Consider the following 26,983-nt stretch of genomic DNA (forward strand, 5'->3'; position numbering starts at 1 on the left):
GTTTGCGGGGACGCCGTAAACCCGTCCTTGGGGGCTTGGCCGCGGCATCCATGCCGCGGACACCCCGCAAACCCACAGTCCCCCGCCTTCGACAGTTTCCTGCTGACGGAGGGACGCGCTGCGTAGGGTCGAGCTTGCTCGACTGGCAGTTCAGAAGCAGTGGGAGTAACCGGGAAAGAAGAAAAGAAATGGCAGCGAGCGCGCGCAGCGCGCGACCCGCTTTTGATTTTGATTTTGTTCTTGCCTGCGGCCCGCGCGATGTATGGCGGGCCGGGAGGGTGGGGCGTGCAGGACCGTTGGCGCCATGGATGGCGCCATCGAGCCCCCATGGATGGGTTTACGGCGTGTCCTGCACGCCCCACCCTCCCGGCCCATCACCCGCATCCATCAGTGCGCGCGCGCCGCAGAGGGGGCAGCGCCCGATGGAATGGAATACCTCAGTACCGCTTGATCCCCGGCACGGTGCAGCCTTCAATCTGCGCATGGGCGGACACCGCGTTTTCCTTCTCACCGCGCGCCAGACGCGACTGCTCGATCGTCGCCCAGTGGCGGCGGCACAGCGGCCCCGTCTTCGAGCCCAGATCAACAGCCTTGCGCGCGAACGTCTCCGCCTGTGCCCACTGGCCCTGCAGCAGCGCCAGTTCGGCTCGTTCCTGCAGCACCGCCGGATCGGCGGCCACGATTTCCAGCGCATGATCCAAGCTGCTGGCGGCACCGGCCAGGTCGTTGGCCTGGCGTTGCGCCTGCGCGGTCACCCGCAGGTCTTCCACCTGCGAATCACGCAGCGGCTGCACCGACAGTTCCTTGTCGTCCGGGCCTGCTGCGGCGTCGACTGCGGCCAGGCGCTGCGCCGGCGTCGTGGTATCCACCGGCTTGGCCGCCGGTGGCGGGCTGCTCACGCAGGCGGCCAGGGCCAGGCTGAGGCCGGTCAGGGCCAGGGGCTGCAGCAGGGATCGGATGTTCATCGGCATCATCGGCTCGGAGGAGGTGTGGCTGCGGCGGGTGCCGCGGCAGGTTCAGCAGGCGGCTCGGGCTTTCGGTCCAGGCCGAACCAGCTGCGCCAGCCGCCGCCCTCACCTTCGGCCCCACCCTGCCCATCCGGCGACACCGCCGGCGCACACGGCGCATAGACCGGTGCATAACCCACCACGAACGGGAAGCGACGCGCGCCCGGGCATCCATCGTCGGTGGTGTTCATGCCGGTGGCGGCCACCGACTGCCAATCCAGGCCCTTGTTGCTGACCTTCAGCGGTGCGCTTGGCAGGCGCTGGAAGATGCCCGACCAAACCCGCATCGCGCCGGTGGCACCGTACAGGCCGGCCTGTTCGTTCTGGTCGTTGCCCATCCAGATCACCGCCAGGTGGTCGCCGGTGTAACCGGCATACCAGCTGTCGCGGCCATCATTGGTGGTACCCGTCTTGCCCGCCGGCTGCAGGCGGCCCAGGCCATCGGCGTTCAGTCGCTGCGCGGTACCGCTGGCAACCACCTGCTGCAGACCAATGCTGATCAGGTTGGCGGCAATGGAATCACCTTCCTGCGCTGGCGCTGGGGTCTTGTCATAGCGCTTGAGCAGCTTGCCCTGCGGATCGAGCACACCACGCACCGCATGCAACGGCTGGATCTCGCCACCCGAAGCCAGGAACTGGTACAGCTGCGCCATCGCGTAGGGGCTCTGGTCGGTCGAACCGAGGATCACCGCCGGGTTCGCCTCGGCCTTGATGCCGGCCAGCACGTGAATCAGCTGGGTCACGCGCTCGGGGCCGACCTGCATGCCAACGCGCACCGTGGCCTGGTTGTACGAATGGGCCAGCGCATCGATCAGGCGCACAGTGCCATGGCTGCGGTTGTCCGCGTTGCCGGGGTTCCAGTTGCGGCCGCGGCCGAGCTGCACGGTCACCGGCGAATCGTCGACCCAGCTGGCCAGCGAGTAGCGGTCCGGCTGTGCCAGCGCCAGCAGGTACACGAACGGCTTGAGCAGCGAGCCGACCGGGCGCTGTGCCTCGATGGCGCGGTTGAAGCCGACTTCGGAGACCTCGCGGCTGCCGATCACCGCCAGCACGTCGCCGTTGTGCACATCGGTCAGCACCATGCCGGCCTGCAGCTCGGGCCGGCGCTTGCTCTCCAGCGACTTGATGGTGCGGGTCACCGCGCCTTCGGCATAGGCCTGGGCGGACGGCGACATGCCGCTCATCACGCTCAGGCCGGCGCCCTGCAGTGCCGATTCCGGATAGTCATGGCCAAGCTGGCGACGGACCAGATCGACGTAGGCCGGGAAGCGGTTGGCAGCGACTAGGCCCGGAGTCTTGGGTACGCCGAGCGGCGCCTTGAGGGCGCGCTGGTACTCGGCATCGTCGATCAGAGTTGCCTCGTGCAGCTTGCCCAGCACGAAGTTGCGGCGATCCAGCGCGCGTTCCGGGTTGCGACGCGGATCGTAGAAGGAGGGGCCCTTGACCAGGCCGATCAGCAACGCGATCTGCTCGGTTTCCAGCGACGACAGGTCGCGGCCGAACCAGAATTCGGCGCCGGAGGACATGCCGTGGATGGCCTGGCTGCCGCGTTGGCCCAGGTACACCTGGTTGAGATAGGCCTCGAAGATGGTGCGCTTGTCGTAGCGCGCTTCCATGATCAGCGCGTACAGCACTTCGTTGAACTTGCGGGTGACCGTCTGTTCCTTGCCGATGCCGAGCAGGCCGCTGCGGGCCAGCTGCTGGGTCAGCGTGGACGCGCCCTGTCGGCTCTGGCCACCGGAGCGGATGGTTACCCACACCGCGCGCGCGATGCCGGACAGGTCGATGCCGTGGTGGCGGTTGAAGTCCTTGTCCTCAACCGCCTGCAGTCCGGTCACCAGCAGGTCCGGCGCTTCGTTCATGCGGATCAGGCGGCGCTCTTCCTGCTTCTGCCCGTACAACGTGGCGATGCGCGCCGGATCCAGGCGAGCGGCCTTCAGTGCCTTGCGCGAATCGGGATCACGCAGCGACGCGATGCTGCCACCGGACAGCGACAGTTCCACCCGCTTGGCAGCGACGTGGCCATCGACATCGTTGTAACCGCGGCTGGAGATGGTGAAACGCCCGCCCTGCACCGCATAGGTCGCCGGCTCCTTGCCCTGCCCGTCATCGCGGTAGGCGGAGGCGGCCAGCTCGGTCTTCAGGGTGGACGCGTCCATCGCCTTGCCCGGCGTGAGCACCAGCGGGCGGGCGTAGACCCGTGTCGGGATCTGCCAGCGCAGTTCGCCGAAGCGCTGGGTCACCTGCTGGTTCAGGTACAGCGTATAGGGAATCAGGAAACCCAATCCCAACGCGACCGCTGCCATGCTCCAGGTGATCAGGCGGCGCCGCCACAGGGGACCGTTGTCCTGCTGGTCGTCGTCGTCGAAATCGTCGATGTCGTCGGAATCGTAGCGTCGGGGCACGGGAATGCGAGAATGTAAGGTCTGGCGAGTCTACCCCAGCCACCGTGGCTGGCGGATTCTCCCGGGTTCCCCTGCTTAAGCTGGAGTTGCAACCGGATGGCGATGTCCCTGGCCGAGATCCGATACCTGATCAACCGCCTGTCGGGCTTGGCCCGGCGCAGCCTGGCCAGCCTGCGCACCCGCGGCTGGAGGGCCACCTGGCAGCGGATCCGGGTCCATGCCCAGCGTGCCGTCCCCGCCCCGCGTACTCCCTTGTACCTGCCACCCGCAGAGGCATTTGCCCCGTTCGCGGTGCCGTACAGCCCGGCGCCGGAGGTGAGCATCATCATCCCGGTCTACAACCACGTCGAGCACACCCTGGCCTGCCTTCGCGCCCTCGCCGCGCATCCACCGGCCGCCGCCTGCGAGATCCTGGTGGTGGACGACGGCAGCAGCGATGCGACCGCGCAATGGATGCCACAGGTGGCCGGCCTGCGCTACGAGGTCCGGGAGTGCAATGGCGGCTTCATCGAGGCCTGCAACGACGGCGTTTCGCGCGCGCGCGGCCGTTACGTCGTACTGCTCAACAACGATACCGTGCCGCAGCCGGGCTGGCTGGATGCACTGCGGGACACCTTCAGCAGTGTGCCCGACGCCGGTCTGGTCGGCAGCCAGCTGCTGTACCCGGACGGTCGCCTGCAGGAGTCCGGCGGGGTGATCTTCGCCGACGGCAGTGGCTGGAGCTATGGCCGCTTCGAGGCAGCCGACGACCCGCGTTTCGCCAGCCTGCGCGACGTGGACTACTGTTCAGGCGCCGCGCTGATGCTGGCGCGCACCGTGTGGCAGCAGCTCGGCGGCTTCGACACGCGCTACAAGCCGGCGTACTACGAAGATACCGACCTGGCCTTCCGCGTACGTGGGCAGGGCCTGCGCGTGCTGGTGCAGCCTGCCAGCCGGGTGATCCACGACGAGGGCACCAGCAATGGCACCGACACCGGCAGCGGGGTCAAGGCCTACCAGGTGCGCAACCAGGCGGTCTTCGCGGCGAAATGGGCGGCCAAGCTGGCAGGCCACCCCGCCGTGGGCACGGTGCCATCGCCGGCGCTGCTGCTGCGCGGTCGCCGCCAGGTACTGATCCTGGACGAGGAAGTACCGCAGCCGGATCGCGATTCCGCGTCACTGCGCCAGGTCAACCTGATCCGCCTGCTACAGCAGGGCGGCGCCCACGTGGTGTTCGTGCCGACCCGGCGCGAGCACGGCGGCTCGGCCACCGAAGCGCTGCAGCGGATGGGCGTGGAGGTCTGGTACGCCCCCTTCCTGGAAGGCGTGGCCGGCTGGTTGCGCATGCATGGTGCACGTTTCGACGTGGCACTACTGGTCCGCCACCATGTCGCCCATGAATGCCTGCCGCTGCTGAAGCGCTATGCACCCCAGGCGCGCACCGTGTTCGATACGGTGGATCTGCATTACCTGCGCGAGCGCCGCGGCGCCGAAGTGGCCGGAGATGCCGGCCTACTGCGTGCCGCCGAACGCACCCGTGCGAGCGAGCTGGCCGTGATGCAGCAGTGCGATATCACCGTGCTGGTCAGTGCCGCCGAACGCGAGCAGCTGCAGGCCGATGCGCCAGCGGTACGGGTGGAATTGATTTCCAACCTGCACGATGTCGCCGGTGCCGGCAAACCGTTCGAACAGCGCCATGACCTGGTGTTCGTCGGCGGCTTCCGCCATCCGCCGAACCTGGATGCAATGGAGTGGTTCATCGGCGAAGTATTCGCCAGCATCCGCGCCCGCCTGCCCGAGGTACGGCTGCACTGCATCGGTGCCGCAACACCAGAGTCACTGCTGGCACTGGCCGCCCGCCAGCCTGGCGTGCAGATGCATGGCTTCGTCGAGGACATCACGCCCTACATGGACGGTGCACGCATCTCCGTCGCGCCACTGCGCTTCGGTGCCGGCGTGAAGGGCAAGATCAACCTGAGCATGGCCCATGGCCAGCCGGTGGTTGGCACCACGTGCGCGGTGGAGGGCATGCACCTGCGCGCCGGCCAGGATGTGCTGGTCGCTGACGATGCGGCCAGCTTTGCCGATGCAGTGGTCCGCCTCTACCAGGACCCGCAGTTGTGGCAACAGCTGTCCAATGCCGGCCTGGCCAACATCGCCGAGCACTTCTCGCTCGACGCCGCCCGCGCAACCGTGCAGCGGGTGTTCTTCGCCTAGTCCACGTGCCCACCGGCACGGCGCAGGCGGTCTTCGAAGGCTGGCAGTTCGGCCAGATCCGGTTGCAGCAGCCGCGCCTGCTCTGCCGCATGCGCGGCAAACGACACATCACCACTGCCCAGCCGCTCGCTGCCGATCGCCAGCCAGCGCTGGGCCAGTCGCAGTCGTGCTGCAGGCAGGCTCGCCGCGGTTGGCGACAGTGTCTGCCAGGCCTGCAGGCAGGCGCCCGCGGCCTGCACGCGGTTCTGTCGCAGGTTGTCATCGAAGCAACGTCGGCTGGCCGGCAGCAGCCGCGCGGCAGCCGCTTTCACCCGGGCATCGCGCGGTGCCAGTGATTGCGCCTCACGCAGCGCATCGAACGCGCTGTGGCCCGGCGGGCTGATCCACTGACCAGCACGCTCGGCGCGTTCAACCCTGCGCAGGTGCTCGCGCAGTTGCCGCTCACGCTGCGCATTGCTGACGCTTGGCTGCTGCATTGCCTGCTGCGCCTGTTGCGCACGCTGCAGGCGCTGCGCCAGTTGCTGCCGCGCCGCCGGCGACGCCCCCAGTTCCTGCGCCAGCATGGCATCACGCTGTGCAGCTTCGAACTGGAAGTCGTCAGCCTGTTTCTGGCTGCGTGCCAGCACAGCCTGCAGCGACTGCTCACGGCCACGTTGAGCGTTGGGATCGTCGGGTGCGACGGCCAGCACGGCCAGGAACCCTTTCCCTGCAGCGTCCAGCTGCTGCCGCTGCAAGGCACGCTGGGCCTGCCGCAAGCGCTGGTCAACCGCCTGTGCCAACGCTTCCTGGCTGGCGGGCAGATCGGCATGGCCGGCATCGAACTGGCGTGCGCGCTGCACGATGCCAGCGGCCGCGGCCAGTTCACCGCGCCCGGCCAGTGTGCGCGCATGCTGCAATAGATCGCTCAGGGCATCCTCGCGCCCTTCCAGCGCCGGCAGGTTATCCGGCTGCACTGCCAGGATGCGTTGGAACAGAGGCAGTGCACTGCTGTCCCCGTCATCCAGGCGGCCGGCGGCAAAGGCATTGCGGGCCTGCGCCAGCAGCGCGCCGATACCTGCTCCGGCGCTGCGACGTGCCTGCAGCTGGCGCGCCACGGCATCGCCATCAGCCTGCGGCACCTGCAGCTCACGGGCCAGCGCCAGCGCCTGCACGCTGCCGTCCAGGTCATTGGCCTGCAGTTTGTCGCGGGCCTGCTGCAGCGCGGCGGCACCCGTACGGGCCAGGCCCTGGCGCGCCTGCGGACGGTCGCCATCCAGTGCCAGCACGGCCTGGTAGCGTTCGCGCGCACCACTGCCGTCGGTCGCGCTCAGTCGACCGGCCGCCAATGCGCGATCACCTTCTGCCAGCAGCTGCTCGATCTGCGGCTCGTCCCAGAACCAGTCGGCCAATGGCTTGCGCAGCAACACCAGCAGCACGAACACCGCCAGCGCGGCGACCAGTGCCCACCGCCAGACCCGGCGTGCATGGCGCGCCTGCAGCCACCACCAACGGCCTTCGCGGCGGACGCGGTCCAGCGCAGGATGTTCAGCGCCATGCGGGCGATGCGGAGGCTCGCGTTCCATGCGTGCAGGGTAGCCGGGGCAGCGTGAAGCCTAGCCGAGGCGACGCGCCTCGCTCACGCCCGGCAGCGCGTCCAGCTTGCCCAGCAGGTTGGACAGCTGGCCGTAGTCGCTGACCTTCAGCCGCAACCGCAGATGGGCACGGCCGCTGTTGCGCACGTTGTCACTGTGGATGTCGAGCACGTAGGCGTCTTCCTGGGCGATCAGGTTGGTGATGTCCTTCAGCAGCCAGCGGCGATCGACCGCATCGACCACCACGTCCACTTCGTAGCCGCCCCCGGCCTGCCCCCACTCCACCGGCAGGATGCGCTGCGGGCTGGTGGCGGCCAGCCGAGCCAGCGCGACACAGTCTGCACGATGCACGGTGACACCGCGGCTACGGGTCAGGTAGCCGACAATCGGTTCGCCGGCCACCGGCTGGCAGCAGCGTGCCAGCTGCACCAGCAGGTTGCCCACGCCCTGCACGGTGAACTTGGATTTACCCAGGTTCTCGCGGCGCGCGGTCGGCCGCGGCAGGGTCGGCGCGGGCGCCGGCTGGCTGGCCGCACGCTCTGCTTCCAGCAGCGCACGGCTGACCTGGTTCGGGCCGGTATCACCCAGCGCCACCTGGATGTACAGGTCATCGACGCTGTCAGCATGGAATTTCTTCGCCGCTGCCGCCAGGTCCGAGTGCTGCAGGCCCAGCCGCTTCAATTCGCGCTCCAGCAGCTCGCGACCGGCCTGCACGTTGCGCGCGCGGTCAAGCTTGTGGAACCAGCTGCGCACCTTCTCGCGCGAACGGTTGCTGGCCAGGAAACCCAGGGCCGGCATCAGCCAGTCGCGGCGCGGATCGGCCTCCTTGCCGGTCAGGATTTCGACACGGTCGCCGCTGCGCAGGCGGTAGGTCAGCGGCACGATGCGGCCGTTGACCTTGGCGCCACGGCAACGGTGCCCCACCATCGTGTGCACCTGATAGGCGAAATCGAGCGGCGTGGCGCCCTGCGGCAGGTCAAGTACCTCGTCCTTCGGGCTCAGAGCATAGACACGGTCTTCGGTCAGCTCGGCATCAAGCGCACCGGCCAGCTCATTGCCCTGCCCCTCCTGCGCCTGTTCCAGCAGCTGGCGCATCCAGGTGATCTTGCGGTCGAAGGACTTTTCCGCGCCTTTGCCGCCTTCCTTGTACTTCCAGTGCGCGGCTACGCCCAGCTCGGCCTGCGAGTGCATTTCATGGGTACGGATCTGCACTTCGATGGTGCGGCCCTCCGGCCCGACCACGGCGGTATGCAGCGAACGGTAGTCGTTGGCCTTGGGCCGGGCGATGTAATCGTCGAACTCACTGGGCACCGGCGCCCACAGCGCATGCACCACGCCCAGCGCGGCATAGCAGGCAGCAACATCGTCGACCATCACCCGCACCGCGCGGATGTCATATAGCTGGTCGAATGCCAGACGCTTCTTCTGCATCTTCCGCCAGATGCTGTAGATGTGCTTCGGGCGACCGCTGACCTCGGCTCTGATGCCCTGCGCGACCAGCTCGCGCGACAGCACCTTCTTGACGTTCTCGACGTAGCGCTCGCGCGCGATGCGGGTTTCGTCCACCTCACGGGCGATGCGCCGGTAGGTCTCCGGCTCCAGGTGGCGGAACGCCAGATCCTCCAGCTCCCACTTCAGCTGCCAGATGCCCAACCGGTTGGCCAATGGCGCGTGGATGTCGCGTGTCAGCTGCGCCAGCGCGCGGCGCTGCTCGTCGTCCAGCTTGTCGGCGGCACGCATCCGCGCCAGCTGCCGGGCCAGCAGGATCGGTACAACGCGCAGGTCGCGGATGATCGCCAGCAGCAGCCGGCGCAGGCCTTCACTGTTGCGCCCTGCCTCGCGGCCGGCGTGCAGCGCCCATACCGGGTCGGCGGCGTCCTGGCCGTCAAGCAGGCCGATCACCGCGGCCTTGTGGCTGCCCAGCGGCAACTGTTCCAGGCTCGCCCGCAGGCCAGGCAGGTCGAACAGCAGGGCCGCGACCACCGCGCCTTCATCGGCAGACAGCATTGCCAATGCGTCGAGGGTGTCACCCAGCACCGACCAGCTGGCGCGCATCTGGTGGTCGCACTCCGGCGCTTCCCAGCGCTCGCGCAGGGCCTGGCGCAGCGGAGCGGGCAGCACCGCTGCCGAGGGACGGTTCAACAAGGCATCCAGGCCGGGGACGGAAGCGCGGTTCACAGCATCGAGCAGGCAAGACAGAGGCCTCTACACTAGCGCCGGTGCCGTTCAGGGACAATCGCTGCGGCTGCATCGCCCGGCATGAGCACATGCCGCTACACTCGCGGGCAAACCCAGGAGAGTCCCGCCATGCCCTCGATCCTCCCGCATTTCCGCCCACGGCTGCTGGTCTGCGCCGCACTGCTGCTGTCCCTGCCGGCGCCTGCACTGGCCCAGCGCGTAGTCGAGGGCGACCTGCAGCAGCAGATGTCGCCGGCCGAGTTCAAGGCTGCCGGTCTGGACAAGCTCAACGCCACCGAGCTGGCTGCGCTCAACCGCTGGTTGCAGGGCAAGGTCGAAGCGGCCACCACCCAGGCGGTCGCCGCGGTGCGCGAGGAAGCGCGCGAAGAGGGCCGCCAGGAGGTAATCAAGAAGAATCGTGGCTTCTTCGATTTCGGCAGCGCCGAGCCGATCGAAAGCAACCTGCAGGGTGAGTTCCGTGGATTCGGCCAGGGCCGCCACTATGTGCTGCAGAACGGACAGGAATGGGAGCAGGTCGATTCCACCCACTACTCCGGCGGACGCAGGGATGCACCCAAAGTCAGCATGCGTCCTGGCGTGATGGGCGTGTGGTACATGAAAGTTGACGGCGTGAACGTACAGCCGAAGGTTCGTCGTACCAAATAAGGCCATGGCCTTCCAGTAGCGCCAAGCCCGCGCTTGGCTGCCTTTCCATGGACCGCCATCGTCCATCGCCAGAAGCAGCCGAGCATCGGCTCGGCTCTACAGGACCGGGTTCACGCCTGGCGCAGTGCGGTCACCCGCTGCGCCAGCTTCTTTGCCGAGATGCCGGTGCGTGCGCCCAGCTCCTGCGCGAACAGCGACACCCGCAGCTCTTCCAGATCCCAGCGCAGCGCCTGCCATTGCGGGCGCTCGCGCAGGCCCTGCTGCTCACCCACCTGCAACGCCTCCAGGAACGGATGCAGTTCCAGCATGCGTGCTTGGTCACGTGGCGGATCGCGCTTGGCACGCTCGGTGCGCAGGATCATCGCCTTCAGGTAGCGCGGGTACTGCGCCAGCGCGTCGGCCGGCGTATCGCGCAGGAAGCCGGGGTGGATCAGCCCGACCAGCTGCGCCTCCATGTCATCCAGATTGCCACGCGCCCAGCCCATCAGCGGTGCTTCCAGCATCGGCTTCAGTTCCGCTACCAGCGCCAGGATGGCCTCGGCCAGTTTCAGCCGCTGCATGGCTTCGCCGAACAACGCCTTGGCCGCATGCTCGCGACGTTGCTCGAATGCCTGCGCATCGCGGATCTCGCCCAGGCCATCGGCCAACACCGCGTTCAATGCGGCGTCGACCAGATCCCCCCGCAGGCGCTCCTGCGTTTCGATCGAGGCGTACAGCAGGCCGGTCTTGGCCGCTACCGGCAACTGCTTGCGCGCCTGCTTGATCTTCTCGCCGAGACCGATCTCCAGCAGTCGGCGCACGCCAAGCGGATGTGCTTCTTCGGCCTGCTGGCGGTCTGCGAAGATGCGCAGGGCCACGCTGTCGCCCTCGTCCAGCAGCGCCGGGTAGGCAGGAACACCCGCCTCGCCCGGTACCTGCAGCGGAATCGGTGTGGCCGGGAACGTGCGCAGGCCATCGGCGGCCATCTCGCGCCCCGCGCGTGCGGCGAAGGCATCACCGGCGCGGCCACCGAACGTCGCACGCAATGCCTCCAGATCGCGCGACGTTGCCAGTACCTTGCCGTTCTCGTCGCGCAGGCGAAGGTTCATGTGCAGGTGCGCTTCGATTGAATCCGGTTCGAAGTCAGTGGCTGCCACCTTGGCGCCGGTCGCGCGTGACAGGAAGCGCGCCAGCTCGCCGGTGATGGCGTCGGCACTGGGCTGCGGGAATGCCTCGAAGAATGCACGCGCGAAGTCCGGCGCGGGCACATAGTTGCGGCGCATCGCCTTGGGCAGGCTGCGGATCAACGCGGCCGCCTTGTCGGCAACGAAGCCCGGTGCCAGCCAGCCCAGCTGCACGGCATCCAGCGCATTGAGCAGGTGCAGCGGCACGTCCAGAGTCACGCCGTCATCGTCAGCGCCCGGCTCGAAGCGGTAATGCAGCGGCAAGCGCGCCTGGCCCAGCGCCAGGTACTTCGGATAACGCTCCTGTTCGCTGCCCTCACCCGGCAACAGATCGACCAGCGACCAGTGCAGGGTCTTCCGCTGTTCCGGTGCCAGCCCCTTCCACCAGGTATCCAGCCCCGCGGCCGAATGGATCTGCGGCGGCACCCGGTCCAGGTACCAGCGGGCCTGCCAATCCTCGTCGGCAACAATGCCGGCGCGGCGCAGCTTGGCTTCTTCCTCGCGCGCGACCTCCAGCACCTTCTGGTTGTCGGCCACGAAGCTGGCGCGGGTGTTGATCTCGCCGGTCACCAGCGCCTGGCGCACGAAGATGTCGTGCGCTTCGCCCGGGTTGATGCGGCCGTAGTGCACCGGCTTCTTCGGTGCCAGTACCAGCCCGAACAGACTGATCTGCTCGGAGGCCAGCACCTGGCCCTGTGCGCGTGACCAGTGCGGATCGAAATGTTTGCGCAGCAGCAGGTGCGGCAGTTCGGCAATCACCCAGTCCGGCTCGATCGCCGCCAGGGTCATGCCCCATACCTTCTGCGTGTCCAGCAGGTTGGCCGCCAGCAGCCACGGCGGTGGCCGCTTGGACAGCGTCGAGCCCGGGAAGGGCAGGAAGCGACGCTGGCGCGGCGCCTGGAAATCGCCCTTGTCGGTGCGGTGGCCGATCTGCGTCGGCAGGCCCGCCACCAGCGCCCGGTGCAAGGTCTGGTAGGTGGCGGCACGCACGCGCTCGCTGTAACCACCACCGTCGGGCGCCTGATCCTTCTGCGCGCGTGCCGCCACCGGCGCAGGTGCGGTTTCAGCCTTGCCTTCGCGGGCCAGGCGCGCGGCACGGTGCAGCTGGCCACGGGTGGCCTTCACTGCACTGGCATCATCGCGGGCTGCAGGCGGTGCACTGCTGCCGGCCAGCAACGGCGCCATCGACGCCTCGTTGGCTTCTTCCTTCCAGCCCAGTTCCTCGCACAGCAGGCGCAGCTGCCGATGCAGCTCGCGCCACTCGCGCATGCGCAGGAAGCCGAGGAAATGGCGGCCGCACCAGTCGCGCAGCTTCGATTGGGTCAGGTCTTCGTGGGCCTGCCGGTAGGCATCCCACAGGCGCAGCACGCCGACGAATTCGGAGCGTCCATCGGCGAACTGCGCATGCGCGCTGTCGGCCGCGCCACGCGCTTCCGGCGGCCGTTCGCGCGGGTCCTGGATGCCCAGGAACGAGGCGATCACCAGCATCGGCCGCAGGCAGCCAGCGGCCTGCGCGGCCACCAGCATGCGCGCCAGCTTCACGTCCACCGGCAGGCGCGCCATCTGCTTGCCGATCGCGGTCAGGTGACGCTCGCTGTCGATCGCGCCCAGTTCGGTCAGATGCTGCCAGCCGTCGGCCACCGCACGTTCGTCGGGGGCCTCCAGGAACGGGAAGTCCTCGATGCGTCCCAGGCCAAGCTGCAGCATGCGCAGGATCACCCCGGCCAGGCTGGAGCGCCGGATTTCCGGATCGGTGAATTCCGACCGTGCCTGGAAATCGGCTTCGGCGTACAGGCGGTAGCAGATACCCTCGGCCACGCGGCCACAGCGGCCCTTGCGCTGGTTGGCACTGGCCTGCGAGATCGGCTCGATGTGCAGGCGGTCGAGCTTGTTGCGCGGGCTGTAGCGCTTTACACGGGCGAAACCGGGATCGACCACGTAGCGGATGCGCGGCACTGTCAGCGAGGTTTCCGCCACATTCGTGGCCAGCACGATGCGGCGGTTCGAGCCGGGGTTGAACACGCGGTCCTGGTCTTGGTTGGACAACCGCGCGTACAGCGGCAGCACCTCGGTATTGCGGTACTTGCGGCGCTCCAGCGACTGGTGCGCATCGCGGATCTCACGCTCGCCCGGCAGGAAGATCAGCACGTCGCCGCGCGCATCCAGACGGGTGATCTCGTCGATGGCCGAGACGATGGCGTCGTTGACGGTGCGCTCGCCCGCCTGCTCGCCCTCACCTTCCAGCGCGCGGTAGCGAACCTCCACCGGATAGGTACGGCCTTCGACGCTGATCACCGGCGCATTGTCGAAATGCTGGGCGAAGCGCTCGGTGTCGATGGTGGCCGAGGTCACGATCAGTTTCAGGTCCGGGCGCTTGCGCAGCAGCTGCTTCAGGTAGCCCAGCAGGAAGTCGATGTTGAGGCTGCGTTCGTGCGCCTCGTCGACGATGATCGTGTCGTAGTTCGACAGCCAGCGGTCGCTGGCGATCTCGGCCAGCAGGATGCCGTCGGTCATGAACTTGATGCGGGTGTCTTCGCCGACCTTGTCGTTGAAGCGCACCTGGTAGCCCACCAGCTGGCCCAGCTCGCTCTGCAGTTCCTGCGCCACGCGGCTGGCCACCGCGCGTGCGGCGATCCGGCGCGGCTGGGTGCAGCCGATCATGCCGGCCTGGCCACGGCCGGCGGCCAGGCACAGCTTGGGCAGCTGGGTGGTCTTGCCCGAACCGGTTTCGCCAGCGATCACCACCACCTGATGGTCGCGGATCAGCTGGGTGATCGTCTCGGCTTCACGCGCAATCGGCAGCTGCGGGTCCAGAGTAATGGACGGCTGCTGTTGCGCCCGCGCCTGCCGGCGCTGCACCGATACCTGCAAGGCCTGCTCGAAGGTGGCGGCCAACGCCGCATCCTGCGGCTTGGCCTGGCAACGCGAGAGCATTCCCAGCAATCGTCCACGGTCGCGGCTCATGGCACCGTCAATGGCGGCACGCTGTTGGCGCTGGCGGGACTGCGGCATTTTGTCGATAGCGTTCATCAATCGGTTCGTTTAAAACTTTGAATGCGACCAGTCATCACGACTGATTTATTGTGAAGGCCAACGATTCCACAAGGAGGAACCCCATGGCGAAGACCAAGAGCACGACCAAGCCCAAGACCGGCAAGCAGAAGCTTGCGGCTTCCGCGCCGTCGGCCCCCAACATCGATATCGGGATCACCCAGGGCGATCGCAAGAAGATTGCCGACGGTCTGGCACGGTTCCAGGCCGATGCGTTCACGCTCTACCTGAAGACCCACAACTTCCACTGGAATGTGACCGGGTCGATGTTCAACTCGCTGCACACCATGTTCGAAACGCAGTACACCGAGCAGTGGGCGGCACTGGACGATGTGGCCGAGCGCATCCGCGCACTGGGCTTCAATGCCCCGGGCTCCTACCGGGAATTTGCTGCGCTGACCTCGATCGTCGAGGAGCCGGGCCTGACCGACAGTGCGGACTGGCGTGAAATGGTACGCCAGTTGGTGGTCGCCAACGAAGCGGTATGCCGTACGGCACGTGAAGTGCTGGATGTGGCCGACGACGCTGACGACGCCCCGACCGAGGATCTGATGACCCAGCGTCTGCAGACCCACGAGAAGTACGCCTGGATGCTGCGCTCCCTGCTGCAGTAAGAGTTTGGGGGGCTCGGCAGGGCTGCGCCCTGCACCCGCAGAGGCAACTGCCACGGCAACAGCAACAGCCGGAGCAAAAGCTGGTTTCCTGGGGGTTGGCGGGGTGGGTCCGGTTACGGGAGACGCCGTGAACCCGTCCTTGGGGGCTTGGCAGCCGCATCCATGCGGCTGACACTCCCGCAACCGGACCCACCCCGCCTTCGACAGGTTTCCGCGATCTGTCAGGACATGCCTTGGGGTCAGATCCGTTTTCCTGCGGAAAACGGATCTGACCCCATTTTGTTTGTCGATATCTGACAGATTCCATCCACGCATCGCGTGGATGGCCCCACCGTCAACGGGAATCTGTCGGGGGTGGGGCGGTGTGGGCTTGCAGGACCGTTGGCGCCATGGATGGCGCCATCGAGCCCCCATGGACGGGTTTACGGCGTGTCCTGCAAGCCCACACCGCCCCACCCAGCCAGCAGACAAGCCAGAGCCGGCTGTTGCCTTTGACGTTGCACCGGCTTGTAGCGGGTGCAGGGCGCAGCCCTGCCGAACCCCCGCCGGGGTAAACTAGCCGGATGGCTTCCCGTCCCGCGCACGACCTGCTTCAACGCGTCTTTGGTTACGACGATTTCCGTGGTCCGCAGCAGGACATCGTGGAGCATGTGGCTGCCGGTCACGATGCCCTGGTCCTCATGCCCACCGGCGGCGGCAAGTCGCTGTGCTACCAGGTGCCGGCCCTGCTGCGTGACGGATGTGGCATCGTCATCTCGCCGTTGATCGCCTTGATGCAGGACCAGGTCGAAGCCCTGCGCCAGCTCGGCGTGCGCGCCGAGTACCTGAACTCGACTCTGGACGCAGAGACCGCCGGGCGCGTCGAACGCGAGCTGCTCGCCGGTGAGCTCGACATGCTTTATGTCGCTCCCGAGCGCCTGCTGACCGGCCGCTTCCTGTCGCTGCTGTCGCGCAGCCGGATCGCCCTGTTCGCCATCGACGAAGCCCATTGCGTGTCGCAATGGGGCCACGACTTCCGCCCGGAATACCGCCAGCTGACCGTCCTGCACGAGCGCTGGCCGGAGATTCCGCGGATCGCGCTGACTGCCACCGCAGACCCGCCAACCCAGCGTGAGATCGCCGAGCGGCTGGATCTGCAGGAAGCACGCCACTTCGTCAGCTCGTTCGACCGCCCCAACATCCGCTACACCGTGGTGCAGAAGGACAACGCCCGCAAGCAGCTGAGCGATTTCCTGCGCAGCCATCGCAGCGAGGCCGGCATCGTCTACTGCATGTCACGGCGCAAGGTAGAGGAAACCGCCGAGTTCCTCTGCACACAGGGCTTCAACGCCCTGCCCTACCACGCCGGCCTGCCCGCGGAAGTGCGTGCAAACAACCAGCGCCGTTTCCTGCGCGAAGACGGCATCGTCATGTGCGCGACCATCGCCTTCGGCATGGGCATCGACAAGCCGGACGTTCGCTTTGTCGCCCATACCGACCTGCCCAAGTCGATGGAAGGCTACTACCAGGAAACCGGCCGCGCCGGTCGCGATGGCGAAGCCGCCGAGGCCTGGCTCTGCTACGGCCTGGGCGATGTGGTGCTGCTCAAGCAGATGATCGAGCAGTCCGAGGCCGGCGAAGAACGCAAGCAGCTGGAACGGGGCAAGCTCGACCACCTGCTGGGCTACTGCGAATCCATGCAATGCCGCCGCCAGGTGCTGCTGGCCGGATTCGGCGAAACCTACCCCGAGCCCTGCGGCAACTGTGACAACTGCCTGACCCCGCCAGCGTCGTGGGACGCGACCATTCCTGCGCAGAAGGCGCTCAGCTGCGTGTACCGCAGTGGCCAGCGTTTCGGCGTCGGCCACCTGATCGACGTTCTGCGCGGCAGCGAGAACGAGAAAGTGAGGCAGCAGGGCCACGACAAACTGAGCACCTACGCGATCGGCCGCGACCTCGACGCGCGCACCTGGCGCAGCGTATTCCGCCAACTTGTGGCCGCCAGCCTGCTGGAAGTGGACAGCGAGGGCCACGGCGGACTGCGCCTGACCGATTCCAGCCGCGATGTACTGACCGGACGTCGGCAGATCAGCATGCGTCGCGACGCCGTCAGCACCAGCACCGGCCGCGAGCGCAGTGCCCAGCGCACCGGCCTGTCGGTGCTGCCGCAGGACCTGGCGTTGTTCAATGCCCTGCGCGGCCTGCGTGCCGAACTGGCACGCGAACAGAACGTGCCCGCCTTCGTGATCTTCCACGACAGCACCCTGCGCAACATCGCCGAGCAGCGCCCGACCAGCCTGGACGAACTGGCCCGGGTCGGCGGCATCGGCGGCACCAAGCTGAGCCGCTACGGCCCGCGCCTGGTGGAGATCGTGCGCGAGGAAGGTTGACCGCCACGCGTTGCCGCGTTGGGCGCTCGCCGGGCATGGCCCGGCGCTACCCCTTCGCTGACAGCGCGCTGGTGTCCTCGTAGAGCCGAACCCACGCTCGGCTGCTGTTGCCGCACAAGCAGCCGAGCATGGGCTCGGCTCTACATACATTGGTGCTGCTCCAACCTTGAACCGGCCATTCAGCCGGAAGTGCATCCGCGCCCACTTGCAGCTAGATTAGTGTCATGTCCCTGGCCTCGACCCTGCTCCGTGTCGTGCTCATGCTCAGCCTGTTGCTCAACGGGCTGAACGCGGCCATGGCCAGTGGTCACGAGGAAATGGGCCGGATGGCCCACGCCGTAGCCGCTGCTGTTGAAGGTGGCACCCCTGATTGCCACCACCACGCCGGCATGCAGGCCGACGAGGCCCCGCAGGCCAAGGCCCCCGCCCACGACGCTCATTGCCAGATCAAGGACTGCGTGCGCAGCTGCGCCCAGCACCCGCTGCTGGTGGTGCTGCCGTTGCCGGTCATGGCTGGCCCGGCGTTGTCGCTGGCACCGCAGCCGATGCCGGCCAATGGCCGCCCGGCGCCGCCGCTGCCGCCGATCTCGCGCCCTCCCATCGGCTGATTCCACACGCACCGTGCGCCCTGCGCACTGGAGCCGGTTACCCGCCGGCGTCTTTCCGTGTCTGGAGTCACCCTCATGAATACCCGCATTCCCCCCGGCCCGGGCGCTGTGCCCATGCCGTCGCGCCGCCTGTTCGTACAGGGCCTCGCCGCCGGTGGCGTGGTTGCCGGCATCGCCGCTGTCGGCGTGCCGCAGCGCGCGCTTGCCGCCGCCAGCGCCGCCCCGCGCCTGGCCGGTGCCCCGGCCGTGCTCAGCGATACCCGCCTTGAACTGGCCATCGGCGAATCGCTGGCCAACTTCACCGGCCGCACCCGCCCGGCGATCACCGTCAACGGCTCGCTGCCGGCACCGATCCTGCGCTGGCGCGAAGGCCAGTCCGTGGACCTGTTCGTGCGCAATACGCTGGAACGCCATCCGACCTCGATCCACTGGCACGGCATCCTGCTGCCGGCCAACATGGACGGCGTGCCCGGCCTGAGCTTCAACGGCATCGGCCCCGGCGAGACCTACCACTACCACTTCGAGCTGAAGCAGTCGGGCACCTACTGGTACCACAGCCATTCACTGTTCCAGGAACAGGCAGGGCTGTACGGTGCACTGATCATCGACCCGGCCGAGCCGGCGCCTTACCGGCATGACCGCGAACACGTGATCATGCTGTCGGACTGGACCGACATGGATCCCGGCGCGCTGTTCCGGCGCATGAAGAAGCTCGCCGAGCACGACAACTACTACAAGCGCACCCTGCCCGACTTCCTGCGCGACGCCCGCCGAGATGGCTGGTCGGCCGCGCTGTCCGACCGGGGCATGTGGGGCCGGATGCGGATGACGCCAAGCGACATCTCCGACATCAACGCCCATACCTACACCTACCTGATGAACGGCACTGCCCCGGCTGGCAACTGGACCGGGCTGTTCCGCAGCGGTGAGAAGGTGCTGCTGCGCTTCATCAACGGCGCCTCGATGACCTACTTCGACGTGCGCATTCCCGGCCTGAAGATGACCGTGGTCGCCGCCGACGGCCAGTACATCCATCCGGTCAGCATCGACGAGTTCCGCATCGCCCCGGCCGAAACCTATGACGTACTGGTGGAGCCCAGCGGCCAGGATGCCTTCACCATCTTCTGCCAGGACATGGGCCGCACCGGCTATGCCGCCGGCACCCTCGCCGTGCGCCATGGACTGCAGGCACCGATTCCCGCGCGCGACCCGCGCCCGTTGCTGACGATGAGCGACATGGGACACGACATGGGCAGCGGTGGCCACGACATGGCGGCGATGAAGGGCATGGAAGGCGGCTGCGGTGCCAGCATGGGCCACGGCGCACATGGCGGCGGCGAGACCGCCAGCAAAGCGCCAAAGCATCCGGCCAGCGAGCGCAACAATCCACTGGTGGACATGCAGAGTTCGGCCACCGAGCCGAAACTGGACGACCCCGGCATCGGCCTGCGCGACAACGGTCGCCAGGTTCTGACCTATGGTGCCATGCGCAGCCTGTTCGAAGACCCCGACGGCCGCGAGCCCGGCCGCGAGATCGAGCTGCACCTGACCGGCCACATGGAAAAGTTCTCCTGGTCGTTCGACGGCATTCCCTTCGCCGGGGCCGAACCGCTGCGGCTGAACTACGGCGAGCGCATGCGCATCGTGCTGGTCAACGACACCATGATGCAGCACCCGATCCACCTGCATGGCGTGTGGAGCGACCTGGAAAACGCACAGGGTGAATTCCAGCTGCGCAAGCACACCATCGACATGCCGCCCGGTACACGCCGCACCTATCGCGTACGCGCCGACGCACTCGGCCGCTGGGCCTACCACTGCCATCTGCTGTACCACATGGAAGCGGGCATGATGCGCGAAGTGAGGATCGAAGAATGAGCCGCTCCCTCCTTTCCCCCAGCCTGCTGGCCTTGGGCCTGGCTGCTACGCTGCCGGTGTTCGCGCAGTCCCATGCCGGTCATGACATGGACACGATGGACGCGCCCGCGAAGGCCGTGAAGACGCCGGCCGAACAGGTCGATCATTCGAAGATGGATCATTCGAAGATGGACATGGGTGCGGCAGATCCCGCCGGCATGGACCACTCGGCCATGGACCACTCGAAGATGGACCATGGCGCGATGCAGCCAGCGGCGATGGACCATTCCAAGATGGATCACGCGGCGCTGGGGCACGGCACACCCGCACCGACCGAACCGCGCGAACCGATCCCGGTGCCCACCGATGCCGACCGCGCCGCCGCGTTCCCGCCCATCGCGCACGGTGCGATGGAACACGCGCCGGAGATCAACAGCCTGCTGCTGATCGACCGTCTCGAACACTGGGATGGCAAGAGCAGCAACGGCCAAGCCTGGGAGGCCACCGGCTGGATCGGCGGCAACATCAACCGCCTGTGGCTGCGCACCGATGGCGAGCGTAGTCGTGGCCGCACCGAGTCGTCATCGCTGGAAGCGCTGTATGGTCGCAGCGTATCGCCGTGGTGGGACGTACTGGTCGGTGTGCGCCAGGACTTCCGGCCCGCCGACTCACGCACCTGGGCGGCGATCGGCATCCAGGGCCTGGCGCCGTACAAGTTCGAGAGCTCAGCCACGCTGTACATGGGCTCCGGCGGCCAGGTGCTGGCCAAGGCCGAGGTCGAGTACGACGTGCTGCTGACCAACCGCCTGGTCCTGCAGCCCCTGCTGGAAGCTACAGTCGCGGCCAAGGACGAGAAGGAGTATGGCATCGGCCGTGGCCTGAACAAGGTCGAAGCCGGGCTGCGACTGCGCTATGAGTTCAGCCGCCGCTTCGCGCCCTATATCGGCATCAGCCACGAACGCACGTTTGGGGACACCGCCGACTACGCCGGTGACCACGCGCGCGACACGCGCTGGGTGGCGGGCGTGCGCATGTGGTTCTGAGCAGCGTTACGTGAGCAGTGGCCAGCCCCGGCAGCCGCCGGGGCCGGCTACACTGCGCCACGTTCCAATGCAGGCTCCACCATGTCGCTGCTGATCCGCCGCGCCACCCTCGCCGACGCCGACGCGCTGTCGGTGATCGCCATCGCCACCTACACCGAAACCTGGGGCGATTCGTACCCGCCGCAGGATCTGCACGATTTCCTGCAGGCGCACTACGGCATCGCATCGCAGCGGGCCGAACTGTCCGATCCGCGCAGTGCGGTCTGGTTGCTGATGGACGGTGACTCGGTGGTCGGCTATCTCGCCGCCGGCGCCAACACCCTGCCGCATGCGGATGCGCGCGAGGGCGACATTGAGCTGAAGCGTTTCTACATCCTGGCCGCACACCAGAACGGCGGCCATGGCGCGCGCATGATGGATGCGTTCATGGCCTGGCTGGACCAGCCACACCGCCGCACCCTGTGGGTGGGCGTGTGGGAAGAGAACTTCGGCGCGCAGCGCTTCTATGCGCGCTATGGCTGCAGCAAGGCCGGCGAGTACGATTTCATTGTCGGCGACAGCCGCGACCGCGAATTCATCCTGCGCCGGCCCTGAGCAGCGTCAGAAATCGAACAGTTCGGAGAGGAAGCTCTCCTTCTTCTTTTTCTTGTAGCCCTGGCTGTACTGGCCACGGTTGTCATCATGGCGCTGGCCGAGATGACGGGTATCGCGATGCATCACCGGCGGCGGAGCGGCCTGCGGTTGCACAGGCGCTGGCGGCGGCATGGCGGCACCTGCACCGTCAGTGGCGCGCTCGATGATCTTGTCGAGTTCGCCACGATCCAGCCATACACCACGGCAGCTCGGGCAGTAGTCGATCTCGATGCCATGGCGTTCGGCCATCTGCAGGGTCTGGGTCTTGCACACGGGGCACAGCATCGGCATTGCTCCTGTCGGTCTGGCATCGACTGTACCTGCGCGGTGATGACTGTGCGGCAACGCATGACCGAAGGCACAGGGACTTCCGGCGCGTGCCGGTATTGCCGAAAGGCCCGACACTGCGGACTTGTCCCGCAGGGAGTGCGTACATGACAGTGTTGTCCCGCTTGCCCACCGCCACACGTCTGTTGCTGGTCCTGCTGGGCGTTGGCCTGGGCCTGAACCTGCGCGATATCGCCGCAGCCGCAGGAACTCCCATTCCCGCCCTGCCCATGCCCTATGGCGGCAGCCTGCTGGACAACGCACTGGCAGTGCTGGTTGCGCTGCTGCTGGCTACGCTGCTGCGCCCCCGCGGCATTGGCCTGCTGGCCAGCCTCGGCCTACGTGGAAACGGCTGGCGCGGTCCGACGTGGGTGCTGCTGGCCAGCCTCCCCTGCTGGCTGGGACTGGCGCTGCTCGGCACCCCGAACACGGCGCTGACCGCGCTGGACGCCACGATGCTGGCCGTGCTGTTCCCGCTGGCCGAGGAAGTGCTGTTCCGCGGCCTCGGCTTCGTGCTGCTGGTGAAGCTCATTCGCGGCCCGTGGGCCCTGCTCGCGCTGCCGCAGGCGGTGCTGTTCGGCATGGTGCACTGGCTCGGCTTCGGTGGGTTCGACGGTGGCGGCATCGCGCTGTTCATTGGCGCGGTCATCGCGTTCGGCGGCTTCATCTTTGCTTGGCTTGATCACCTGGACGGCGACACCCTGTGGTGCGGCCTGGTCCTGCACGTTTCGATGAACCTGGCCTGGAATGTGTTCAGCCTCGATGATGCCGTTGCACTGGGCTGGCAGGCTACCGGCCTGCGCATCGGCACGGCCCTGCTCGCGGTCACGATCCTGGCCTGGCACGTGCGTCGCCGGCGCCAGTCGCGGTTGTAACGCCCACTTAGCTTGCCGTGCACGCCGGGATCACTACCGGCTTGCGCATACTTGCGCGCCTTTCGCTCCCCCTGTTGTCCGGAGTTGCCGCGTCATGTTGCTGTCCAAGCGCTTTGTGGAACCGCGCGTCCTGCTGATCGAGGACGCCGAGGAAACCCAGGAACTCAGTCGTCTCGCCCTGGAAAGCCAGGCCTGCCAGGTCACCGCTGTAAGCAGCGCCGAGGCCGCACTGGGCCTGCTCAACGCCGGCGAACCGTTCGACCTGCTGTTCACCGACGTCTGCCTGGGCGGCATCAGCGGCATCGAAACCGCCAACCGCGTGCGCGAGCACCTGCCGCAGCTGCCGATCCTGGTAACCTCCGGCATGGACCAGCACCGCGTGCTGCCGCAGTTGCGGGAGGGCATCCACTTCCTGCCCAAGCCGTACAGCATGAGCGAGCTGCTCGATGCCATCCGCCTGTGTTTCCGCCATGCGGCGGATGCCACGCTGATGCCGCCGCCGCAGGCCAGCGCGGCCTGAGGCAATCATCCACGCATGGCGTGGATGCGACCGGCCATCAACCGCCGGTGTACGGCCCTTCGCCCGGCATCACCTCCAGCAGTGCACGAGTGATCACCCGTGGGTAGACCGTGAGATGGTCCTCGCCGTCGATCACCACGTTGTCCACCTGCAGCTTGCGGCCACTGCGCTGCAGCTGGGTGGTGAAGTCCGCGGTCTGCCGCAGCATGTCGTTGCCTGTTGAATAGCGCGGCCCTGGCTTGTCCGTCTCGTAGCTGCCCACCGACAGCAGCACGCGCGTGGGCTGCACCGGAATCACGGCAGCATCCTGCATGCGCGGCAGCAGAAGCTGGTCGAACCACAACGAAGGACTCGACAGGATGTAGGTGCTGAACATGTCGGGTTGCGTGGTCAGCACGTAGGCGCCGAACAGCGCACCATAGGAATGGCCGGCGAACAGGCGCCGGGCGGGGTCGGTGCGATAACGCCCATCGACCATCGGCAGCACCTGTGCCGCCAGGAAATCACGATAGTGCGCGGCACCGCCGTAGGTGACGTCATCGCTGTAATAGCCCTCAGCAGTACGCGCCGGATTACTGGGCGTGTAGTCGCGCGAGCGACTCTGCTTCGAGGTCAGGCCTTCCTGCGGTGGCAGCCCAACCAGGATGAAATTCTCGATGTTGACGCCCTGCTGCCCCACCAGATTGCGCACGCTGCGCACCAGCGGGAAGCTGTACAGCGCATCGGTCACGTACAGCACCGGATAATGCTTCTCAGGGTGTGCGGCATAGTCGGCCGGCAGCGCCACCCATATCGGGTAATCGCGGCCCACAGGATCGTGCACGCGCAATGCTTCGGTATCCGGCAGCACCACGCCCGGCGCAGCGGTGGCCGCGCTTTCCTTCGCTTCATTCTGCGTTGCCGGTGGCGCCACCGACATCGCGCAGCCACTCACGGCCAGGCAGGCCGCCACACTCCATCCACGCACACGCTGCATCCGCGCTCTCCCGTTGCAGGCGGCGCACCCGGGTGGCGCCGCTACCGCATCCTCACACGTCGTGCGATGCAGTGCCACGCCAGGTCAGGGCGAGGCCGGCGGCGCCGCCGGGAACAGCGTGCGCAGCGCCTGCAGGGCGGCCGGGTGATAGATCGTGGCGTGAGTTTCCTCAGGCAGCGGCAGGTACTTCACCAGCGGCGACGGCGAAGCCTGCTGCAGCAACTCGGCCAGTCGCGCAGTGGATGCGGCCAGTTCCGGCTGTCCGCTGCTGGCCAGGAACACACGGGGCTGCGCGCGCGTCACAGCCGGCAGCTGCTTGGCCGCAGCGGCCAGCATCGTGCCCCGGTTCCACCACAGGCTGGGGTCCAGCGCGATGTAGCAGTTGAACAGTGTCGGTTCCTGCAGCAGCGTCTCGATCACGAACAGGCCGGCCAGCGATTCACCAATCAGCGCACGCTCGTCGGTGGTCGGGTAGCGCAGACGCACCTGCGGCATCAGCTCATCGCGCAGGAAGCGGCGGTAGGCCGCCGAGCCGCCGATGCGCGGCGCGATCTTCTGGTCCTGCGGGTCGCTGCTGGGGCCGGTCATGTCGCGGCGACGCTCGGTGTTTTCGATGCCGACCAGCAGGAACGGGCGCATGCTGCCGTTGCCGGCAATTACCTGCACCAGCCCGGCCACGTGCAGGAAGTCCTCGCCGATGCCGCCATCGGCCATGTACAGCACTGGCAACGGTGCCTTCGGGTCCAGGCCCCAGGGTTGCGGGCGATAGACGTTGATGCGGCGGGTTTCGCCCAGCGCCTTCGATTCGATGGTGAAGGTCTCGCCGATGACCAGTGGGGCTGCGGCATCGGCCAGCGCGGGCGGTGCAGTTTCGGCGGCCATCAGGGGCGCGACGGAGACAGCGGACAGCAGAAGCGACAGCACGATCAAGCGCATGGGGTAAGCCATCCTGGGAAAGATGCCGAGCATAGCGTCAGGGCCGGCGCGTTGGCGGTTTCGGCATGCTCGCTACCGCTGCCAGATGCTCAGTAGATCCAAGCCCTGCGTGGAGGAGGGGAACACCTGCACCACGAACGGGGCCATACTCGGGCCAGACCACACCGTAGTCCAATCGAAACCTACAAGGAGGTACGCATGTTGAATGCCCTGGTCATCACAGCGCTGGCTGCAGGCCCCGCTGCATCTGCACCGTATGCTGACTGCCTGCTCGGCAACATCCAACCCGGCCTGTCCGACCGTGCGGTACAACTGGTGCAACAGGCCTGTGCCTCGAAGTATCCGGAAAGCTTCGTCGCATCTGCAGAACTGGAACGCCGGATCAGCGCGCAGCGCCGGGCAGACTTCGAGGCGGCTCAAGCGGAAGCGGCGCGTTCCGCGAATGCGGCAGCAACGGCCGCACAGGAGGCTGCCGACGCAGCAGCCGCAAAAGCCAAGGGAATGCGGACGAAGTAGAGGCACTGGACCAAGGCAACAAAAAAGGCACCGCTTGGCGGTGCCTTCCTGAATGACTTGGGTCACTGGATGCAATGGTGGGCCGTGAAGGATTCGAACCTTCGACCAAAAGATTAAAAGAAAGCTGGCGCTTCCTTTGAAAACAACCGGTTGCGCCGCTCTATTTTTCCGCCCATCGAGCGTGGAACCATTGCAGGTCCTAAGCTCACTCGACAATTCTTCCGGCGTCTCAAGCGATATGCACGGGATCCACGACCAAGACTCCACCGTTTGACGCCGGTTGCCGAGCCGTTGGCGAACTGGTGTGCCGCGACGTACAACCATCGTGAGCGTGCGGTCGGGAACGGCAATGAAAAAGGCGCCCAGTAGGCGCCTCCTCACAATCCAGCGGCAAATCAGGAGCGCTGCACGTTGGAATCCAGCCACGCCTGCACGCCCTGCAACTCGGCCCCGATCTTCGCATTGAAGGTTCGCTCCACATCCCACGCAACGCCCTTCCCTTGGGCAAAGGCCGCGCGATACTTCTTTATCATGTTGCCCGGGTCGTTAGCCAGTTCCTGCATGAGCTGGGGTACACCCCAGATCGTCAGCTCGAAAGGTTCGCCGAACGCCTTCTGCAGAATATTCGGAAGGTCGCCGTAGCGGATGGTGTCACCTGCCAGATACACGATCTCGTTGCGGATCGCAGGTGTGTGGAACACGATGCGCGCTGTCATTGCACCGATATCATCCGGCGTGGTCAAGGTGACAGCGTTGCTCGCCGAGCCCAGGGCGTTCACTTTATGCCCAATCAGGTCGACCACGCCGAAGTCGGGCTCGAAGAGGTAGCTGGTGAACATCCCAGTGGAGATGATCACCCAATCCATCGCAGTCTGCGAACGCAGATACTCGCGCACGTCCAACTGGGCGTCGAACAGATCCTGGGGGCCACCGCGCCCAATGGCATCGAAATCGACACCGAACTGCCAAGGGAAGTAGCGGGGAATACCAGACTTCACCGCCGCACGCGCAACCTTCATTGGCGTATCGCGGCCTGCGGCATAGCCGGTGCATCCAATCACTGTGTCGAACTGCGCGAAGGTAGCCGCCAACGCTTCTACTGATTCAGTTACCAGATCGCCAGCAACGATATTCACCCCCAAGGCGCGGATTTCATCGACCACCCGCTGCTTCTCCGGCAGTTCTGAGTCGATCGACGTCGCCCGTAGCATCACACTGATCCGTGTGCCTGGATGACTTACGGCCAAACGTGCAAGGTTCCGGATGACAGGCATTCCAAGCTCGCCTGCGCCGAGCACCAGGATCGACCGAGAGGGGGTAGTGCTGATATGAGATGACATGGAAATCGCCTTGTGTGTGTACGATGGCGGCGATTCTGCTCGCCTAATGGCCCACACGTAAGAAGGCACATCGATGATACCGACCGCACCGTTCATGAGTCCGGAAGAACTCCTAAGGCACTCTCAAGCCAT

At 66.7% G+C, this 26,983-nt stretch carries 20 protein-coding genes; 11 read left to right on the forward strand and 9 right to left on the reverse strand.

The annotated features are described in order from the left end of the window. Window positions 1-437 precede the first annotated feature (437 nt). Entirely contained in the window at window positions 438-974 is a 537-nt protein-coding gene (locus AC13GA_RS18310) for a hypothetical protein (RefSeq protein ID WP_046987840.1), read from the reverse strand. Then, window positions 971-3,412 carry a penicillin-binding protein 1B gene (gene mrcB, locus AC13GA_RS18315; protein WP_482998713.1) on the reverse strand — a complete coding sequence of 814 codons (2,442 nt, stop codon included), beginning with the start codon at window positions 3,410-3,412 and terminating at the stop codon, window positions 971-973. Before mrcB ends, AC13GA_RS18310 begins: the two co-directional genes overlap by 4 nt. A gap of 96 nt (window positions 3,413-3,508) precedes the next feature. Between mrcB and AC13GA_RS18320 the strand changes: the two genes are divergently transcribed. Then, window positions 3,509-5,608, forward strand: coding sequence for a glycosyltransferase (locus AC13GA_RS18320; RefSeq protein ID WP_482998714.1), 2,100 nt, complete (start codon window positions 3,509-3,511; stop codon window positions 5,606-5,608). Here the strand turns inward: AC13GA_RS18320 and AC13GA_RS18325 are convergent. Both AC13GA_RS18325 and AC13GA_RS18330 read right to left on the reverse strand, forming a co-directional pair. Beyond that, a complete protein-coding gene (locus AC13GA_RS18325) occupies window positions 5,605-7,170 on the reverse strand; it encodes a hypothetical protein (protein WP_482998715.1) in 1,566 nt (521 codons plus the stop codon). The genes AC13GA_RS18320 and AC13GA_RS18325 overlap by 4 nt on opposite strands. 30 nt (window positions 7,171-7,200) lie before the next feature. Then, window positions 7,201-9,357: a RelA/SpoT family protein gene (locus AC13GA_RS18330; RefSeq protein WP_046987844.1), complete on the reverse strand. Its 2,157-nt coding sequence runs from the start codon at window positions 9,355-9,357 to the stop codon at window positions 7,201-7,203. A gap of 129 nt (window positions 9,358-9,486) precedes the next feature. Here AC13GA_RS18330 and AC13GA_RS18335 point away from each other — a divergent pair, with 129 nt between their 5' ends. Further along, window positions 9,487-10,023, forward strand: a complete 537-nt coding sequence (locus AC13GA_RS18335; protein ID WP_253079764.1) for a hypothetical protein — start codon at window positions 9,487-9,489, stop codon at window positions 10,021-10,023. Window positions 10,024-10,133: 110 nt separating this feature from the next. Here AC13GA_RS18335 and hrpA read toward each other — a convergent pair whose 3' ends face one another. Beyond that, a complete protein-coding gene (hrpA, locus tag AC13GA_RS18340; protein ID WP_482998716.1) occupies window positions 10,134-14,216 on the reverse strand; it encodes an ATP-dependent RNA helicase HrpA in 4,083 nt (1,360 codons plus the stop codon). 86 nt (window positions 14,217-14,302) lie between these two features. Between hrpA and AC13GA_RS18345 the strand changes: the two genes are divergently transcribed. The 6 genes from AC13GA_RS18345 to AC13GA_RS18370 all read left to right on the forward strand — a co-directional run bounded on the left by AC13GA_RS18345 (window position 14,303) and on the right by AC13GA_RS18370 (window position 21,322). Continuing rightward, window positions 14,303-14,851 (forward strand): Dps family protein, encoded by a 549-nt coding sequence (locus tag AC13GA_RS18345; RefSeq protein WP_025879374.1) that lies wholly within the window; start codon window positions 14,303-14,305, stop codon window positions 14,849-14,851. Window positions 14,852-15,414: 563 nt separating this feature from the next. Beyond that, window positions 15,415-17,220, forward strand: coding sequence for a DNA helicase RecQ (recQ, locus tag AC13GA_RS18350; protein WP_482998717.1), 1,806 nt, complete (start codon window positions 15,415-15,417; stop codon window positions 17,218-17,220). 224 nt (window positions 17,221-17,444) lie between these two features. Continuing rightward, a complete protein-coding gene (locus AC13GA_RS18355) occupies window positions 17,445-17,828 on the forward strand; it encodes a CopL family metal-binding regulatory protein (RefSeq protein ID WP_046983229.1) in 384 nt (127 codons plus the stop codon). Between the two features lie 75 nt (window positions 17,829-17,903). Beyond that, window positions 17,904-19,706 carry a copper resistance system multicopper oxidase gene (locus AC13GA_RS18360; RefSeq protein WP_482998718.1) on the forward strand — a complete coding sequence of 601 codons (1,803 nt, stop codon included), beginning with the start codon at window positions 17,904-17,906 and terminating at the stop codon, window positions 19,704-19,706. Further along, entirely contained in the window at window positions 19,703-20,728 is a 1,026-nt protein-coding gene (locus AC13GA_RS18365) for a copper resistance protein B (protein ID WP_482998719.1), read from the forward strand. Before AC13GA_RS18360 ends, AC13GA_RS18365 begins: the two co-directional genes overlap by 4 nt. Window positions 20,729-20,809: 81 nt before the next feature. Further along, window positions 20,810-21,322 (forward strand): GNAT family N-acetyltransferase, encoded by a 513-nt coding sequence (locus tag AC13GA_RS18370; protein WP_428710166.1) that lies wholly within the window; start codon window positions 20,810-20,812, stop codon window positions 21,320-21,322. Between the two features lie 6 nt (window positions 21,323-21,328). Here the strand turns inward: AC13GA_RS18370 and AC13GA_RS18375 are convergent, their stop codons facing one another. Next, on the reverse strand, window positions 21,329-21,646 hold the full coding sequence (locus AC13GA_RS18375) for a TFIIB-type zinc ribbon-containing protein (protein ID WP_136639868.1): 318 nt from the start codon (window positions 21,644-21,646) through the stop codon (window positions 21,329-21,331). A gap of 149 nt (window positions 21,647-21,795) precedes the next feature. On the opposite strand from AC13GA_RS18375, the gene AC13GA_RS18380 reads away from it, so the two are divergent. Together AC13GA_RS18380 and AC13GA_RS18385 are read left to right on the forward strand one after the other, a co-directional pair. Further along, on the forward strand, window positions 21,796-22,563 hold the full coding sequence (locus AC13GA_RS18380; RefSeq protein ID WP_482998720.1) for a CPBP family glutamic-type intramembrane protease: 768 nt from the start codon (window positions 21,796-21,798) through the stop codon (window positions 22,561-22,563). Between the two features lie 94 nt (window positions 22,564-22,657). Continuing rightward, window positions 22,658-23,083 carry a response regulator gene (locus tag AC13GA_RS18385; RefSeq protein WP_046983224.1) on the forward strand — a complete coding sequence of 142 codons (426 nt, stop codon included), beginning with the start codon at window positions 22,658-22,660 and terminating at the stop codon, window positions 23,081-23,083. A 37-nt stretch (window positions 23,084-23,120) separates the two neighbouring features. Here the strand turns inward: AC13GA_RS18385 and AC13GA_RS18390 are convergent, their stop codons facing one another. Next, a complete protein-coding gene (locus tag AC13GA_RS18390) occupies window positions 23,121-24,059 on the reverse strand; it encodes an alpha/beta hydrolase (RefSeq protein ID WP_482998721.1) in 939 nt (312 codons plus the stop codon). Window positions 24,060-24,143: 84 nt separating this feature from the next. After that, complete coding sequence (locus AC13GA_RS18395; protein ID WP_482998722.1) at window positions 24,144-24,995, reverse strand: alpha/beta hydrolase; 852 nt, start codon at window positions 24,993-24,995, stop codon at window positions 24,144-24,146. A 198-nt stretch (window positions 24,996-25,193) separates the two neighbouring features. Here AC13GA_RS18395 and AC13GA_RS18400 point away from each other — a divergent pair, with 198 nt between their 5' ends. After that, a complete protein-coding gene (locus AC13GA_RS18400; protein WP_136639864.1) occupies window positions 25,194-25,511 on the forward strand; it encodes a hypothetical protein in 318 nt (105 codons plus the stop codon). A gap of 395 nt (window positions 25,512-25,906) precedes the next feature. Here the strand turns inward: AC13GA_RS18400 and AC13GA_RS18405 are convergent, their stop codons facing one another. Continuing rightward, window positions 25,907-26,851 (reverse strand): aromatic alcohol reductase, encoded by a 945-nt coding sequence (locus tag AC13GA_RS18405; RefSeq protein ID WP_482998723.1) that lies wholly within the window; start codon window positions 26,849-26,851, stop codon window positions 25,907-25,909. Window positions 26,852-26,983 lie beyond the last annotated feature (132 nt).

The sequence above is a fragment of the Stenotrophomonas sp. 22DLJC03 genome (assembly GCF_056861405.1).